At 36.7% G+C, this 18,242-nt stretch carries 13 protein-coding genes; 9 read left to right on the plus strand and 4 right to left on the minus strand.

All coding sequences use genetic code 11. The features are described 5' to 3' along the window. The 7 genes from HCX49_RS25485 to HCX49_RS24930 all read left to right on the plus strand — a co-directional run. Positions 1-190: hypothetical protein (locus HCX49_RS25485; RefSeq protein ID WP_206368718.1), on the plus strand; the 190-nt coding region annotated here is incomplete at its 5' end. A gap of 831 nt (positions 191-1,021) precedes the next feature. After that, the gene (gene ccoN / locus HCX49_RS24905) at positions 1,022-3,160 is read left to right on the plus strand and encodes a cytochrome-c oxidase, cbb3-type subunit I (RefSeq protein ID WP_168128458.1); all 2,139 of its coding nucleotides are present in this window, start codon (positions 1,022-1,024) and stop codon (positions 3,158-3,160) included. Positions 3,161-3,171: 11 nt separating this feature from the next. Next, positions 3,172-3,363, plus strand: coding sequence for a hypothetical protein (locus tag HCX49_RS24910; RefSeq protein WP_021188306.1), 192 nt, complete (start codon positions 3,172-3,174; stop codon positions 3,361-3,363). Positions 3,364-3,365: 2 nt separating this feature from the next. Continuing rightward, positions 3,366-4,235, plus strand: coding sequence for a cbb3-type cytochrome c oxidase N-terminal domain-containing protein (locus tag HCX49_RS24915; protein ID WP_021188307.1), 870 nt, complete (start codon positions 3,366-3,368; stop codon positions 4,233-4,235). A gap of 11 nt (positions 4,236-4,246) precedes the next feature. Next, positions 4,247-5,629: a cytochrome c oxidase accessory protein CcoG gene (ccoG, locus tag HCX49_RS24920; RefSeq protein WP_031287216.1), complete on the plus strand. Its 1,383-nt coding sequence runs from the start codon at positions 4,247-4,249 to the stop codon at positions 5,627-5,629. 33 nt (positions 5,630-5,662) lie between these two features. Next, positions 5,663-6,085 carry a FixH family protein gene (locus tag HCX49_RS24925; RefSeq protein ID WP_168128459.1) on the plus strand — a complete coding sequence of 141 codons (423 nt, stop codon included), beginning with the start codon at positions 5,663-5,665 and terminating at the stop codon, positions 6,083-6,085. Position 6,086: 1 nt separating this feature from the next. Beyond that, on the plus strand, positions 6,087-6,785 hold the full coding sequence (locus HCX49_RS24930) for a sulfite exporter TauE/SafE family protein (RefSeq protein WP_132844106.1): 699 nt from the start codon (positions 6,087-6,089) through the stop codon (positions 6,783-6,785). On the opposite strand, the gene HCX49_RS24935 is transcribed toward HCX49_RS24930, so the two are convergent. The 3 genes from HCX49_RS24935 to HCX49_RS24945 are packed head-to-tail and all read right to left on the minus strand — an operon-like array spanning position 6,778 to position 12,594. Then, positions 6,778-8,232 (minus strand): efflux transporter outer membrane subunit, encoded by a 1,455-nt coding sequence (locus HCX49_RS24935; protein WP_168128460.1) that lies wholly within the window; start codon positions 8,230-8,232, stop codon positions 6,778-6,780. The genes HCX49_RS24930 and HCX49_RS24935 overlap by 8 nt on opposite strands. A 10-nt stretch (positions 8,233-8,242) precedes the next feature. After that, on the minus strand, positions 8,243-11,398 hold the full coding sequence (locus HCX49_RS24940; protein WP_132772065.1) for an efflux RND transporter permease subunit: 3,156 nt from the start codon (positions 11,396-11,398) through the stop codon (positions 8,243-8,245). Between the two features lie 35 nt (positions 11,399-11,433). Next, a complete protein-coding gene (locus HCX49_RS24945) occupies positions 11,434-12,594 on the minus strand; it encodes an efflux RND transporter periplasmic adaptor subunit (RefSeq protein ID WP_132772064.1) in 1,161 nt (386 codons plus the stop codon). Positions 12,595-12,833: 239 nt separating this feature from the next. Between HCX49_RS24945 and cls the strand changes: the two genes are divergently transcribed. Next, complete coding sequence (gene cls / locus HCX49_RS24950) at positions 12,834-14,321, plus strand: cardiolipin synthase (RefSeq protein WP_021188698.1); 1,488 nt, start codon at positions 12,834-12,836, stop codon at positions 14,319-14,321. A gap of 91 nt (positions 14,322-14,412) precedes the next feature. Continuing rightward, positions 14,413-17,139, plus strand: a complete 2,727-nt coding sequence (locus HCX49_RS24955; protein WP_168128461.1) for a carboxypeptidase regulatory-like domain-containing protein — start codon at positions 14,413-14,415, stop codon at positions 17,137-17,139. A 57-nt stretch (positions 17,140-17,196) separates the two neighbouring features. Here HCX49_RS24955 and HCX49_RS24960 read toward each other — a convergent pair whose 3' ends face one another. Further along, positions 17,197-18,198 (minus strand): YihY/virulence factor BrkB family protein, encoded by a 1,002-nt coding sequence (locus HCX49_RS24960; protein WP_021188696.1) that lies wholly within the window; start codon positions 18,196-18,198, stop codon positions 17,197-17,199. Between the last annotated feature and the right edge of the window lie 44 nt (positions 18,199-18,242).

The raw sequence follows: 18,242 nt of genomic DNA on the forward strand, positions 1-18,242 counted from the left end.
CAGAGAAGTCAAGCCCGCCAGAGCCGATGGTATTGCCGTAACAGGTGGGAGAGTAGGTCGGTGCCTTTTTTTATACAGAAGCCTTTGCTATACAGCAGAGGCTTTTTTGTGTTTAGACCTTTTTTATGCTGAGAGCATAGCTATTCCTGTTCTTTCGGCAGCTTTATATGACACCGCACTTTTTCATTGATTATTGCATAAATATTATCTGTTGCTCAGTTATTGGATTTTTCATTTCTGCTATGGGCTATTAGCTGCTTTGTATTAGGTTCAGTACTTTTTGTCCATATTGACACTTGCTGGTCATGACATTGAGGCCCTAGTTTATAATAGTTGTACTCTTAAATCTAGTTTATCTCACGTTATAAGAATACTGGTATTAAACCATTTCTTCTTTTTTTATTATAGATCGGTAATCCTCGACGTCTACTTATATAAACACTTTCCTTACTTTACAAAATAGTGTACAGTATTTATATTAAATCGCTGTAAAAGATATTATATTTTTTAAAAATTTGGATATGGCCACTCATTCAGTTTGCTTATTTATCAATATTATTTTATTAAACTAATTGTTTGAAATAAGCAAAACTGGTCTGTAATTACTATTTCATTAATAAGAGAAGTGGTTTTGGCTTATCAGGCCTATCCTAATTATATCTTTGATATTTTCAGTGTTACTAATTATAGGTAAATATAAAGTAGTATTTGATGTGTTTTATAGTAAGGAGAAATTTTTGTTATGTGACCTAATGAAACAAGTATCTTGATGGTAGCCATTTTTTTGCCATAAACTCTTTATTATTAGTAATTTTTCGAAACAACTTCACCTATTTTTTATACTAAATAACCATACAAGCTGCATTACTATTTGTAAAAAGTAGTTGAAACTCATCATTTATGTTAAAACATTATTAATGTGATATAAATGTGTGACGAATGTTATTTTTTTTGGTTATCGCCATCATTCTAATGTCATAAAACAAGCTCTACTTTTGGTAAGGAAATCAATATTATAAGTATGCAGTTAGAGCAGTTTAATTATGACAATAAGATTGTCAGAAATTTCGGTATCGCTACCATTATTTGGGGGATAGTTGGTATGTCCATAGGACTACTTGTAGCTACTCAACTGGTGTGGCCTGCGATGAATTTTGGGATTCAATTTTCCACTTTTGGTCGGATCAGACCTGTACATACAAATGCAATAATCTTTGCATTTGTCGGAAATGCAATTTTTATGGGTGTTTATTATTCGCTACAACGTGTTTTAAGAGCGCGGATGTTCAGTGATATGCTCAGTAAAATTCATTTTTGGGGTTGGCAATTAGTGATTGTTGCGTCGGCAATTACATTACCACTTGGATTGACGACAAGCCATGAATATGCTGAGATGGAGTGGCCCATTGACCTTGGTATCACCTTAATTTGGGTGGTCTTTGGTATTAATATGTTTGGAACAATTATAAAACGTAGAGAGCGACATATGTATGTAGCAGTTTGGTTTTATATTGCAACGTTTGTTACCGTAGCAGTTCTCCATATTGTAAATTCTGTTCAATTACCGGTATCAGGTTGGAAAAGTTACTATGTTTACTCTGGTGTACAAGATGCTTTAGTACAATGGTGGTATGGTCATAATGCAGTTGCATTTTTCTTAACTACACCATTTTTAGGTATGATGTATTATTTCTTACCTAAAATGGCAAATCGCCCGGTATATTCTTATAAATTGAGTATTCTTCACTTCTGGTCATTGATCTTCATATATATCTGGGCTGGCCCGCATCACTTACTTTATACTGCTCTTCCAGGATGGGTTCAATCATTGGGTGTTGCATTTTCAATTATGTTAATTGCTCCAAGCTGGGGTGGTATGATCAATGGTCTGCTTACGCTACGTGGTGCATGGGATAAAGTACGAACAGAACCTGTATTGAAATTTATGGTTGTTGCCTTGACTTGTTATGGTATGGCGACATTTGAAGGATCAATGCTATCGCTGAAACAAGTAAACGCAATTGCCCATTTTACGGATTGGATAGTGGCTCACGTACACGTTGGTGCTCTAGGATGGAATGGCTTTATGACTTTCGCTATTCTTTATTGGTTGATTCCTCGCATTTATAGAACTGAATTGTACTCTAAAAAAATGGCATCTGCTCACTTTTGGATCGGTACATTAGGAATTTTATTTTATGCAATTCCGATGTATTGGGCAGCTGTTGTGCAAGGGTTAATGTGGAAAGAATTTACACCAGAAGGTGTTTTGAAATATCCTAACTTCCTTGCGACTACGTTGGAAATTATTCCAATGCATATGATGCGTGCTGTCGGTGGTGCTCTTTATTTAAGTGGTGCTATTTTGATGACATATAATTTGGTAAAAACAATGCGTCAAGGTAAGTTATTGGCTAATGAGCCCGCGCAAGCACCTGCATTATTGCCTGTAACGACCAATGAGCAATCTACACATAGACGTTTAGAACGTAAACCTATTATGTTTATGGTGCTGGCGTTAATTGCTATTTTGATCGGTGGAATCGTGGAAATGATTCCAACATTTACAATATCTTCTAATATTCCAACAATTGCAAGTGTTAAGCCATATACTGCATTGGAATTACAAGGACGTGATCTGTATATCCGTGAAGGCTGTGTGAATTGTCATACGCAATCGATACGTCCTTTCCGCTCGGAGACTGCACGCTACGGGGAATATAGTAAAGCCGGTGAATATGTGTATGATCATCCATTCTTATGGGGCTCTAAACGAACAGGTCCTGACTTGCATCGTATAGGCGGGAAGTATCCTAATAAGTGGCATTTTGACCATTTACTCGATCCTACAATAACATCTCCTGGTAGTATTATGCCTACGTATCCTTGGCTAATTGATCAAGAATTGGATAATTCTTTATTAACCGCAAAATTGGAAGCAATGAAAACATTGGGTGTCCCTTATACGGATAAGGACATTGCACAAGCACAGGCTTCTTTGGATAAGCAAGCGCAAGAGATTGCGGCGGATTTGAAAAAGAACCAAGTTCATGTTTTACCAAACCGTGAAATCATAGCCATGATTGCTTATCTACAGCGATTGGGTACGGATATTAAAGCTGAACCAAAAGCTAAGGAAATAGTTGATGAACTAAATTAAAATAGAAGATTATGTTCAAACAAATAACAAATTTAAATGGTAGCGAGCTGTATTTGATCGCTTCATTATGGATATTTTTAGTATTCTTCATTATCGTAGGAATTATGTTGTTCAGAATGAATAAAGAACATATTACCTATATGAAGGAGCTTCCATTTCAAGAGGATGATATTAACAAAGGTGAATCATCAGATAGTCTATAAATATGAGTTTATTTTTAAATACAACAGTTGTAAATGCAGAAACTTGGAGCATAAGTTCTGGTAATATATATCAGAATATTTTAATCATCGTACTCGTTGTAGTCATGCTTGCTTTATTGGCTTCGGCATTGATGGTGAACAAGGCGATGCGCTCAATTTTGCGTATCACGATGCCTGAGATTTTAAAAGAGGAGCAAGTTACTAAAATTAGAAAAAAAGAGTCACGTAAGGCTTCCTGGAATAAATTGCTAGGGCTACGTCCTATTTCGGAAGAGAAGGATTTAATCATTGATCACGAATATGACGGTATTAAGGAATTAGATAATCCAATTCCAATTTGGTTCAATGCTTTATTCTATTCGACAATGACTTTTGCGGTTGTTTATATCTTAATTTATCATGTTTTTGGCTGGGGTCTAAATCAAAATCAAGAATATGCTCAGGAGATGGAGAAGGCTGAAATCGCAAAACAAGAATACCTAGCGCAAGCGGCTAATTTGATCGATGAATCCAGTGTGGTATACGATGAATCAAAAGTTGCAGCCGGTCATGCTGTTTTTCAAGCAAATTGTGTTGCATGTCATGGTGGAGCTGGTGAAGGCGGAATAGGTCCTAATTTGGCTGATAGATTCTGGTTACATGGTGGGGAGATCAAGGATATTTTTAAAACGGTTAAGTATGGTGTTCCTGATAAGGGGATGGTGCCTTGGGAACAGACTTTGACTCCGGGACAGATTGCGGAGGTGAGTAGCTACATTATTTCGATCCGTGATACTAAGCCTGCAAATCCTAAAGAACCTCAAGGTACTGAGGTTACATATGCAACGGCTGATGCTAAAGCAACAACCGCCGATTCTACAAAAGTTCAATAAAAAAAGTATTTATGAAAGCAGTAGCAACAAATCTTCCTGACAACCAGAGTAATAAAACAAAACGAGCCTGGATATATGCAAAGAAACCTTCGGGGCAATTGTATGCAATAAGGCAATGGGTCGGGTATGGGTTGCTGCTGTTTTTATTCGGAGCTCCTTTTATTAAAATTGGAGGTGAGCCATTATTGATGTTTAATATTCTTGAGCGAAAATTCAGTATTTTGGGAAGTATTTTTTATCCTCAAGATTTGCACATTTTTGTTTTCGGAATGCTTATCGTGATGGTTTGTGTCGTTCTATTTACAGTTGTTTTTGGTCGCATCTGGTGTGGCTGGACTTGTCCACAGACAATTTTTATGGAACTGATATTTCGTAAAATAGAATACTGGATTGAGGGGGACTGGCAACAGCAGAGAAAATTGAATGAAGGACCTAATACGGATGATAAAAAGTTAAAAAAGGTATTAAAGCATAGTATATTTCTATTGATTTCATTTTTAATATCTAATATTTTTTTATCTTATATAATTGGTGTTGATGCACTTTATAAAATTGTAACCGACCCGATTGACCAACATTTAGGGGGGCTTTTAGCCATTACGATATTTACATTTGTTTTCTACGCAGTGTTTGCACATATCAGAGAAATAGTCTGTACAACAATATGTCCGTATGGACGGTTGCAAGGGGTATTGTTAGATGATCAAAGCATAACAGTTGCTTACGATCACCGCCGTGGTGAGCCACGGGGAAAACAGAAAAAAGATGTAGAACAAGTAAAAGGAGATTGTATTGATTGCCAGTTATGTGTCCATGTCTGCCCTACAGGGATAGATATTCGAAATGGTCTGCAGATGGAGTGTGTCAGCTGTACTGCTTGTGTTGATGCTTGTGATGCCGTGATGGACAAAATAGGTAAGCCGAAAAAACTTATTGGTTTTTATACCATGGGTGAGATTCAAGGAACTATAACCAAAAGAAGCAATACTCGAGCTATTGCGTATTCTGTTGTATTGGTTGCATTAGTTTCTGTCTTTGTTTCGCTTATATTGATGCGATCTGATGTAGGTGCAACTTTGTTAAGGGCCAAAGGAAGTTCTTATCAATTACGAGATGATCATACAATCAGTAATTTGTATTCATTGGAGTTAGTGAATAAAAGTAGTGCTGAAATGCCTTTTACACTCGTGCCTCAAGATGAAAAACTAAAAATACAAGTTGTAAATCCGATCAAATCGTTGACAAAAGGAGGATCGGCTTCTTTAAGCTTTTTTCTCATCATCAATAAAGATGATGTAAAACGCTATAAAGAAGATGTGAAAGTTGATGTATATTCGGGAGATCGAAAAATAGAAACCTTAAAAACGACCTTCATTGCTCCTCCGGGGATGTGATAAAGGAAGGGTTAAATTATAAAGAGATAAAGGATGAATTGGGGTACTAAAATATTTTTAAGCTTGGGTATATTTATGCTCTGTATCATAGGTGCTGGGATTTATATGATCAGTCATGATACAGATACATTAGAAGATACAGATTATTATGAGCAAGGTCTAAATTATGATCAGGTTTATAATAAGAAATCAAATGTTGCCAAGCATAAAGCTGAACCTGTTATTAAAATTAATCATGATACTTTGTATATTCAGTTTGCCACTGTTGCAAATAGCGGTAATCTGATCTTTAAACGTCCTTCGGATCGCAGTATCGATTTGCAGTTACCATTTGAAACAAATACAGGTGTATATCAGTTACCGATTTCTACTTTAAAAAAAGGAGCGTGGAATCTGGAAATTGTTTGGAAGAGTGAAGGTTTAGAGTTTTTGACAGATCAGCAACTGCATTTATAAGATGAGTTACCAATATTTTGCTTTTTTTATGGGTTTGTTTGGCAGTGTACACTGTGCGGTGATGTGTGGTCCTTTGCTTTTTGCTGTGCAGGGTAATCATGAACTGACCTGGAAAATAGCGTTCAATAAGATATTATATCAGATAGGGCGGATATTGACCTATGGTGTTTATGGTCTTGCGCTCGGTATGATTGGTAGAATTGCATCGATCCAGGGATGGCAAATGGGATTGAGCATTTTAACGGGATTGATACTACTTGTTATAGGTTTAGTGCAATTATTTAAATTTAAAAACCAGGATTTTATAAAATTGCAGACACGTTTGGTTCAACCGATAGCTAAACTTATGGGACGTTGGTTATACCGTCCAGGTGGAAGTTTTTTTGCGGGTGTATTGAATGGTATTTTACCTTGTGGCATGTTGTATATGGCCGCAGCTGCAGCAATGAATACAGAATCAAGTTTAACAAGTTTCTATTTTATGGTCATGTTCGGTTTGGGAACATTGCCACTGTTATTAATCTTCTCTTTTTTAGGCAACTTTATTCGGACATATTTTAAAATGAATTTTTCGAAATGGTTACCTTTTCTCTATATCTTAATGGGAATCTGGTTTCTGTTGCGTGGAGCAAATTTAGATATTCCTTATTTAAGTCCATTGCTCCATGTCGACGGAGCAATGAACTGTCATATTATTTAGTTTCTGCCCATCCACCTCCTAGGGATTTGTATAGTTCAACGAATGAATCCAGCTGGGATTGCTTTATGGAAACGAGGTTAAGTTCGGATGTCAAGGCATTGGATTGCGCTGTAATAACTTCGAGATAGGTTGCATATCCAGATTTAAACAATAAACTAGCATTTTTTACTGCCAAATGAGAATTTGCGACTCGGGCTTCTGCGAGTACCAATTGCTCTTTTAATTTCGCAAGTGATGTGAAGCTATTGGATACTTCGTTGACCGAACGTAATACTGTTTTCTGTAAGTTGATCTCTGCTTTTTCACGTTCTAATTTTGACACTTCAAAAGCTGTCTTTAGTTTTTTGTTTTTAAATATGGGAGTTGTAATATTTCCCAATGCGGAACCTAGCAATGATCCGGGAATATTAAACCAATTTTCAGGTAACATGGAGTTTAGACCCAGTGTACCTCCGAGCGTCAATGAAGGGTAGCGTAAAGCTTGATTAATATTAACTTGTGCATTTGATGCGATTAAACTTAATTCTGCTTCACGGATATCTGGTCTGTTGCGGATCAGATCTATAGGAGATCCCATTGAGATCTTAGATTCATCAATTAAATACTGTAGACTTTTGCCCCGTTCAATTTTATCGGGCATTCTACCGGTCAATTCTAAAAGTGAATTTTCTTGAATCTGTATTTCTTGTTCCAACTGCGGAACTAGTGATGCTGCGAGCAATCTTTGGGATTGCGTTTGCTGAATGGCTAATGAGGTGATTTCTCCGGCATCAAACTGTAATTGAATCATACGTAAAGTGCTATCATTGAGTTGTACATTACGTAAGGCCACTTCAATCTGAGCATCTAGCTTTAAAAGATTGAAATAACCCTTAGCAATATTTGCAATCAGACTAGTTTGAATCGCTTTTTTTGCTTCTGCAGTACCTAAATAGTTAGCGAGTGCTTCTTCTTTCTGGGCAGATATTTTACCCCAGATATCAATTTCCCAACTGAGGTTTAATTCCGTTAAATACTGAGATTGGGTTCTAAAAAGATTATTTTTTGCTTCTTTACCATTATAGATTTTGGAAGCAGGTCCTGCGTAATAATTTTTGGAACGCCATTCTTGGCCTACACCTGCAATCGTTGCATCCAATTCTGGCAGATAACCTGCTTTAGCCTGCGTTAATTGACGATTTGCGATTTGAATATTCAAGATAGCGCTACGCATATCATAGTTATTTGCCAATCCGGCATCAATTAGTTTTATCAGGCTTGAATCTCTAAAGAAATCGCGCCAATTGACATAGGCGAGTGTCCCTACACTATCTTGATAGGTCGAATCCGCACGGTATTGATCTGGAAGATTATATTTTGGAGCAGTATAGCGTTGTCCAACTTTACAGGAAGAGAACAGAAGTAAGATAGCCCCGAATAGGAAGATATGGCGATTGATAAGATTCATATATATCGGACTAATTTGATTTGAATTTAATTTTTAAACGTTCATCTAAGGTTTTGAAGATGATATAAAGTACTGGGATAATAAAGATCCCGAGCAATACACCGAAAAGCATACCACCAGCGGCACCAAAACTAATGGAATGATTTCCTTTTGCTGATGGTCCTGATGACCACATAAGGGGTATTAATCCTGCTACAAATGCAAATGACGTCATTAGGATAGGACGCAGACGTAATTTGGCTCCTGCAATAGCAGAGTCGTAAATGCTCAAACCTTTGTTTCTTTCCTGTACGGCAAATTCAATAATCAGAATGGCATTTTTGGCAAGCAACCCAATCAGCATGATGACACCAACCTGTACGTAAATGTTATTTTCTAATCCTACGAGTAAGATTGTGGCATAAACGCCTACTAACCCAACTGGAATGGATAACAGAACGGCCCAAGGTAAGATGTAGCTTTCATATTGTGCCGATAATAGGAAGTATACAAAAACAATACTCATGATGAAAATCAGTATGGTTTGGGAACCTGATTCCGATTCTTCTAAGCTCATACCTGTCCATTCATAACTATAGTTTCCAGGTAATTTTTCCAAAGCTAATTTCTCTATCGCCTTCATGGCATCACCTGTACTGTACCCTTCATTTGGATTGGCATTAATGGTAATTGCATTGTACAGATTATAACGAGTGATGGTTTCCGGTCCCACTACCTTTTTTAAGGTAAGTAATGTACTGATGGGGACCATCTCGTTGTTTTTGTTTCTGACAAAAATGGATTTAAAGGATTCGGGATCTGTTCGGTAATCGTAATCTGCCTGAATGTATACACGATATTGTCTGCCGAAACGACTAAAATCGCCGGCCTGTACACGGCCGTAGTAAGCTCGTATGGTAGACATCAAGGATTTAATATCGACTCCCAATGATTTTGCTTTAACAGCATCGATATCCACTTCATATTGTGGGAAGTTTGCTTTAAAGGAAGTGTATGCACTTTTAACTTCTGGTAATTGATTGATTTCATTGATGAAGTTGTCTGCAATACTGCTAAAATCCAAGATCTCTCCACCTAATTTATCTTCTAAAACCAGCTGTATACCTGCGAAATCCCCAAAACCTTGAACAGTGGGACGAGGAAAGACATTGAAAGTGGCTTCATTGATTACTGATAAGTCCTGACGGATCGAATCCATAAAGGCTTCAATATCTTTAATTTTTTCTCTTTTATCGTAGCTTTTTAGGTTAATGTAACCAACTGCATATGCAGGACTTGTACTTCCATCTAATGCATTAAATCCTGAGATGGTGGTCATTCCTGCAATATCTGGATTTCTTTTTTGAAGAATACTATCTGCTTGTTTTAAAACTTCTGTAGTTCTTGCTAGTGAAGCACCTGGTTGCATGGCCAGCGAATAGGTCACAAAACTATCGTCTTCCGTAGGGATAAAACTTTTGGGTGCTAAAAGTAATAAGGTAAATCCGATTGCTGAAATACCGATCAATCCTGTAATGGCAATCTTCTTATTTCGGATCAGATATTTAACACCGACAATGTAGCGTGAGGTTAAGCTATCAAATGAGGTGTTAAAGGCCGTGAAGAAGCGCTTTTTATATGCGGTAAATTTATTTTTTTCTTTCTGATCCGTCTGATCTTCATGTTCGGGTGCTTTTAGAATCAAGGCACATAAGGCCGGACTTAAAGTCAAGGCGGTTAGAGCAGAAATCAAAATTGCTGTTGCCAGGGTATAAGCAAATTGACGATAGAATATACCTGCTGGTCCCTCCATAAAACCGACCGGAATAAATACGGCCGCCATGACTAAGGTAATGGATACAATGGCTCCGGAGATCTCGGACATTGTAGAAAGCGTTGCCTCCCTGGCTTTCATACCTGTCTCATGCATTTTTAAGTGAATGGCTTCGACGACGACAATGGCATCATCAACAACAATACCTATCGATAGTACCAATGCAAACATGGTGAGCACATTGAGTGAGAAACCGAATAGATTGAGGAAGAAAAAGGTACCTATGAGGGAGACCGGAATTGCAATCGCTGGAATTATGGTTGATCTAAAATCCTGTAAAAAGATAAAAACAATAATAAATACCAAAATAAATGCTTCAAATAAAGTATGTTTTACTTGAGAGATCGATGCGTCAATCTGATCTCTTACAGAGTAGGAAACTTCATATTTAATGCCTTCTGGAAAAGTTTTGGATAACTCTTCCAATACTTTACGCACTTCGATATCAATATCGTGGGCATTGGAACCTGATGTCTGTGTGATATTTAAGGTTAATCCGGGTTTTCCATTTACTTTATTGTCCGAACCTAAGTTAGAAGAGCCAAACTCTATACGGGCTAAGTCTCGTAAATATAATACGGAACCATCTTCATTTGTTTTTATAACAATGTTTTCAAATTCCTCGGGTTGACTGAATCGTCCTTTATGCTTAATTACGGTTTCAAATACCTCATCGGATGTTTCACCAAATTTTCCGGGAGCAATTTCGAAATTCTGATCTTTAATGGCTGTTATGACATCGTCAGGAACTAGATTAAACAAAGCTAGCTTTTCAGGATTCAACCACATACGCATGGAGTAATCACGTGCTCCAACACGAGAAACTTGGGCAATGCCATCAACACGAAGTAATGGCCGGATGATATTGATTTGGGAATAGGCTTGAAGAAAAGTTTCATCAAACATACTTTCTTTGGAATCTGCAAAGAGGTTGATGGTCATGATTACCCCAGATTGACGAGGCATTACCGTTATACCGGCTTCATTGACTTCTGAAGGAATAGAACCTATTGCTTTCGATATTCTGGTTTGGACATTTACAGAAGCTATATCTGGATTAATACCTGTTTTAAAGAACACCTGAACAGATCCTGAGCCGGAATTACTGGCCGTTGAACGGATGTAAGTCATATCTTCTACACCATTTACGGCTTCTTCAATTGGAAGGAGAACAGATTTAGCAACGGTTTCTGCATTCGCGCCAGGGTAACTTAATGAAACGACCACAGACGGAGGAGCTATTTCTGGGAAACGGGATACAGGTAACATCTTTAGCCCCACAGCTCCTAATACTACTAAGAGCATGGAGACAACGGTAGCCAATACGGGTTTATTAACAAATGTTTTTAGCATTTATAGTGCGTTTAATTAAAAATTGGAAAAGTATTTTATTGGGTCTTGTTGATCGGAATGATGGTAGCTCCTTCCGAAATCTTGTCGAAACCGGACATTAAAATTCTGTCTCCTACAGCTAACCCTTCTGAGATAATATAGTTCGAATTGGATTTACCCTCAATTTTGATAGACCTGCGGTGAACCGTATTTTTGTTATCAACAACGTATACAAAGGTTTTATCTTGTAGCTCCGATGTTGATACTTGTGGGATTTGTATCACTCCTTTTTGCGTTTCCACAAATTTTAATGTACCGGTACTACCTGTACGTAATATATTGTCAGTATTTGGGAAAGTGGCACGTAAAGAAATTGCACCAGTGGTTCTATTTACTTGACCATTTACGGCATCAACTCTTCCTTTTTGACTGTAGGCTTCTCCGTCTGCAAGTACCAATGATACTTCTGGAAAAGCAAGTTTTCGGATTTTTCCATCCGATTTATAGGATTCATCTTGCTGGTCTTGTTTTGCTTGTTTCTTTGTGAAATATAAGAAATCGGATTCGCTCATCGAAAAATATACATAGACTTCTTGCACATCGGATAGTACGGTAAGAGACTGGGAATCATTTTTAGTCACTAAATTTCCTACGCGTTTGGGAATACGACCTATATAACCTGAAACAGGTGCTTTGATTGTTGTAAACTGTTTGTCAATATCGGCTGAACGTACCGCCGCGGATGCCTGCTGTAAGGATGCTTTTGCGACATCATATTCTGATTGCGCAGATTTTAAGCGTACTTCTGAAATGACCTCATTTTCTACTAAAGGACGGAGACGCTCTACTTCTAAACGTGCATTCTGTAATTTTGCTTTGGCTACATTTTCTGTCGCGACCATATTATTTAATATCTCATCATAGGCTGAGGCATTAATTTTAAATAATTTTTGATCAGCTTTCACAAAATCACCCTCATCGACATATATTTCTTCTAAAATCCCTTCAACTTGTGGGCGGATCTCAACATTGACTTTTCCTTCAATCGTACCAATATAATCTTTTATTGTATTCGCAGAACTTGTATCAATTGAGTATATTGGTAGTGCAATAGCGTTGTTTTTTTTGTCTAATTCTTTGGTTTTACCCGAGTTACAGCTAAAAAAGAGTACTCCGGTCGAGGCAAGGGCTAGGGTAAAAAGTGCGATTTTATTCATAAATATTATTTAGAGTTAATTGTTAATTAACTTTTGACTTTTAGATTATTATACATTAATACATAAATGTTGCCAATAAGTTCTGTATAGTATGATTTAACATTTGTTAACAAAATAAATTAATCAGATTTGACTTCATTTAGAGATACTTTATTTCCAAATGTATCTGATATGTTACAAATGTTAACGTTTGATAGGGCTATTTGTTACTTATAAGATTAAAATAAGTTGATTTTTATATGCAAAACTTCTTTAATGAGATTGAAATAGATTGGAACCAATTGTGGCAATGGCTATTAAATTGGTATTGGCTTCCCTTATTTGTGTTATATTTTGGGGTAATAAGTACAATACTGATTGAAAATAGGAATCCAACGAAGACGATTTCATGGGTAATGGTTATTGTATTTCTTCCAGGTATTGGATTGGTTCTATATTATCTATTCGGACAAAAATTTAGAAAAGTTAGGCGACTGCAACATATTAATCGCGAGCAGAACACAAAACTGTTAGCAGCATGGCAGGAAAGTTTAATACGAATGGACGAGCAACTGGAAACAATTCATGAAAAAATAGGAACTTTATCCCGCGTTTTTGACTATCTGAAAAACCAAAAATTATCTTTTTTCTCTTTAAATAATAGGGTCGAATTGTTTATCAATGGCGAGGAGAAATTTCCAGTTTTATTAAAAAGACTTCGAGAAGCAAAACATTCCATACACTTGGAATATTATATTTTTGAATTGGACAATATTGGTCGTCAGGTGCTTGAAATTTTGGAAGAAAAGGCAAAAGCGGGGGTAAAAGTGCGACTAATACTGGATAGTTTTGGTTCTCCTGATGTGATCAAATATTTAGTTAAAAATCCACCTGGTTATCCTTTTGTTGCATTTTTACCAGTCAATTTTACTTCTTTAGCAAATAGTAATTATCGAAATCACAGAAAGATTGTAGTGATTGATTGTCAATATGGTTTTGTGGGGGGAATTAATATTTCTGATCGATATATCAATACTCCGGATCAGATTGATTATTGGAGAGATACTGCAATGGCTGTAGAAGGAATAGCAGTTAATAATCTGCAGATCCAATTTTGGAACAGTTGGAATCAAACTGAAGGTGAACCCTTTTTATTGACTGATGAATATTTAAATTTTAGTGTACCGCACATTCCCGAGCGTGCCGCTGTTGCATTTTCTTCTAGTGATCCGGGCTCCCTTGGTCCTTTTAATATGGAAGCTATCATATTGGCGATCAATGATGCCAAGGAAAGCATTCAATTGTGTACGCCTTATTTTATACCGAGTGAGCAATTATCTACGGCTTTGGAGATAGCTGTTTCCTCTGGGGTAAGAGTGGAGCTGATGCTCCCAGAGAAAGCCGATTCTTATATTGTACAACATGCTTCTTTTTCCTTTTTGAAGCCTCTTTTGCAACGTGGTGTGCAGGTTTATCTGTATAAGAAAGGTTTTATCCATGCTAAGACAGTATGTATTGATGGTCAATTGGCTTTCGTAGGGACTGTAAACCTTGATATGCGGAGTTTCTACATCAATTATGAAATAGCAAGTATTGTTTCTGATGAGGCTTATTGTAAACGTCTTGAAAATCAATTTGAAATCGATAAGGAGGCGTCTGATCTGATTACTTTGTACATCTGGGCACATCGAAAAAAATGGAAAAGGGGTATTGATTCTTTATGCCGGCTTTTGGCACCTTTATTATAGCCTAAAAAATGTTAAAAACTTGTGATACTTCCGATATCTAATTAAAATTGAATATATTTATCTATTCTATTTTAATTACCAATAGTATTAGATGAAGTATATAAAATTATTGACGCTTACGATGGGGGTTTGTGGAGTAAAGCATGCCGTTGCCCAGACAACCGAAGCTACACTACCTATCAATACAATAGTCGAAAGAGTACAAAAGTTATTTCAAGTATTTCCTGTTGAAAAAGTGCATCTTCACTTTGATAAACCATATTATGCGGTAGGTGATACGTTGTGGTTTAACAGTTACTTATCACGCAATCTTGCGGAGTATGAACCGAGTAAGGTTACATATGTTGAGATTCTTAATAGCAGAGATTCGCTGATTCAAACGTTAAGGATTCCGTTGGATAAGGGAGTGGGAGATGGTTATCTTGTTTTGGATCCGCAGTACCTGGCGCAGGACAATTATCGATTTCGAGCGTACACGAAATGGATGAGTAACTTTTCATCGGATTATTTTTATAATAAAGTGGTTCCTATTGGAGATGCTATTAGTAAAAAACTAATCACTGATATTACATTTGTTAACAATGATCAGAATGCTGCTAAAAGTCAGGCTGTTATTCAATTTAGAGATGCTGTTGGTAAGCTATTGATTAATTCGAAAGTGAATTGGTCTATGATTTCTGGATGGGAAACCATTGCTGATGGCAAAGGTGAAACGGATAATATGGGTAAGGTCACTGTGAATTTAAGTGCTAAAGATAAAGAAATCCTGAAAAAGGCATATCTAGAAGTCTCACTTCAAGAGAATAAGAACGACAAGCCACTAAAGAGTACATTTTCCTTAAAAAATGCCTTGTGGGATGCCGATGTTCAATTCTTTCCTGAAGGGGGTGATCTATTAGCTGGAATCGCTAAAAACGTTGCTTTTAAGGCTGTTTCTGCAGATGGAAAAGGTATAGCTGTTAAAGGCCGTATCTTGGACGGTAAAGGAAAACAAGTCGCAGAATTTTCAGATTTAGGCTTAGGTATGGGTTTTTTTAGTCTTTTACCTCTCCCAAATGAAAAATATGTAGCCTCGATTACATTTGCTAATGGTCAGGAACGAAAGTTTAAATTGCCGGAAGTGGTTCAGAATAAAGCGAATGTTGTTTTTGTAAAACAAGATGAAACAAATCTGAATATGGCGATTGTGACGAGTGAAGAAGATTTTGCTAAAAATCCAAATCAATCGTTCTATGTGCTGGTACAATCAAACGGTCATCTCGTATATGCGGCACAGGCGAACTTGAAAAGTGCAACAGCATTGATTACTATTCCGAAGGAACGTCTTCCTAATGGTATTGCTCAAGTAACCTTGATGACCCCCGCAGGTAAGGTGATCAGTGAACGTCTTACTTTTGTTAAAAGTGAGAAACTACTGGATATCAATTTAGCGGTCAATAAGGAACAGTTTAAAGCGAAGGAAAAGGTTAATCTGAAACTTTCTGTACTTAATAACGGTAAAAAATACCCGGGTAGTTATTCCATTTCTGTTATTGATGAATCTAAAGTTCCTTATGATGATAATCAGGATTTATCAATTGTCAGTAATTTCTTGTTGACTTCTGATCTGAAGGGATATATTGAAAGTCCAAATACGTATTTTGATGAAAAGAATGTGAATCGCGATAAAGCATTGGATGCTTTATTAATGACACAAGGATTCCGTCGATTTGATTATCAAGACCTGGTGGCTGAGAAACTTCCTGTACTATCATTTATGCCTGAACAGGGAATTGAGATTGGTGGAACGTTAAGACTGAACACGGGTAGAACTGTGCCGAATGGGGGCTTACTCTTATCTATTCCTTCTAAGAGTATTCGTAAAGATACTTATACAGATGATAAAGGGCGTTTCCTATTTAAAGATCTTGTATTTACAGATTCTTCAAAAGTTACTGTTAATGCCCGGGGAAATGATAATTACCGCAGTATGGTGATTAATATGGATCAGACTTATTTTCCGGAGATTGATAAAAACAATGCTTATAAGAATAATTTTGTCATGAATATTGATCGGGCAATGGTTCCGTATCTAGAAAATAGCAAAAAGGAATATCGTAAATCTATTCTTTTGGATGAGGTCGCGGTTACTGGTGTGCAGAAAAAGGTGATCACCAACAGAGATTTTCCTTCCATTTCAGGATTGTCGATGCCTGAACATCGTATTGATGCAGAGCGTTTATCGGGATGTAATGTATTGACGATGTGTCTGAACACATTGTTGACTGGTATTACTTACGATTCGCAGACGCAGAAATACTATGTTACACGATCTTATAATAGTGGAAGTCGGGTGCCCGTTCAATTTTTCTTAAATGGAATGGCAATCGATGAACCAGGATTAAATAGTATTAATGTTCCGGATATTGAGGGAATTGAGATTTTCCTAAAGGATGACCTCGGAACTGTTTCCAGAATGTACCAGAATAATGGGGTTGTGTCTATCTATACGAAGAAAGTAGAGAAAAAACCTAGAATGTCATTGACGGAAATTGAAAAATTATTACCAAAATCAAATGTGATTGATCTGTTTCCTTTGGGTTATATAAAAGAAAGAAAGTTTTATGAGCCAAAATATGAAACACCAGAAAGTAAAGCTGTGAATGATTTGAGGACAACAATTTATTGGAATCCAAAAGTTAAGGTTACTGAAACGGGTGAGGCTGCTTTAGAATTCTATAATGCTGATGGAAATGGACAATATAAAGTCATTGTGGAAGGTATGGATGAAACAGGTAATGTGGGTCGAAAAGTGATTCGTTATAACGTTACTCCATAGGGAAGTAATCAATATTATTATAGAAGGGTGCATTTTGTTATAAAGTGCACCCTTTTTTTATTTTAGAACATGAAGAATTTCTCCTTCTTTGGAATCGGCTTCTTCGCCAACTTTTTTAATGCGTTCTGTTTGTTCGATAACAACAGCGAATGAGGAAGGTTCAATACCGCCACCTAATTTTTGAGCATAGAACTTGGTGAATTCAGCGCCAAAATATAAAATTGCTGCAGAGTAGTATATCCACAATAACATAACGATGATCGAACCTGCGGCGCCGTACAAACTTGCTGTAGAGGATAAAGTCAAGTATAGTGATATAAAATAGCGACCTAACATGAATAATAAAGCTGTGAAGATTGCTCCACCAAGTATATCTTTAAATTTCACCTTTGCATCTGGCAAAAATGAAAATATGAAGCCAAAGAGCGTCGTGATAATGATAAACGTGACACTGGTATTGATCCAGTCAATTAATGTAATCGGGATAAAAGGAAAATATTGTAGCACAAGATTTGTAACTGCTGCAATGACGCCATTGATCATTAATGAAGCGATAAGAAGGAAACCTAATGCAATAATAATCGAGAAGGAGATGAGCCTGTTAATGATTAATTTTAACCAGCCTTTTTTTGGTTTGGGTTTCACTTTCCAGATTTGATTAATAGAATCCTGAATGTCGACAAATATCGTTGTAGCACTAATAATAAGGGTTACAATACCAATAGTAATTCCTAAATTAGATTTATTTTCAAAGTTTATTTTTTCGATAAAGGATTGAATTTGTTTTGTAACATCTGCTCCGAATAAGACCATTAGCTCATCAAAAACTTCCTTCTGTCCAGTAGTTTCTTTACTCAAATGCTGTCCATAAAAGAAACCGATACACCAGATCACGATCATCAATAATGGACCAATAGAAAACACCGTGTAGTAGGCTAATGATGCACTTTTTTTCATGCAGTTGTCGTCCATAAAGCCATTAAAGGCATCATAAACTAATCTTAAAACTTGTTTCCAGTAGGTAGGGGTCAATAAATCTTTAAAGTATACTTCTTTCATAATATGATGGCGGATAAACAAATTTTATTTCAAAAATACCCTCT

This window comes from Sphingobacterium sp. B16(2022), assembly GCF_012030425.1.
Lineage (GTDB): Bacteria > Bacteroidota > Bacteroidia > Sphingobacteriales > Sphingobacteriaceae > Sphingobacterium > Sphingobacterium anhuiense.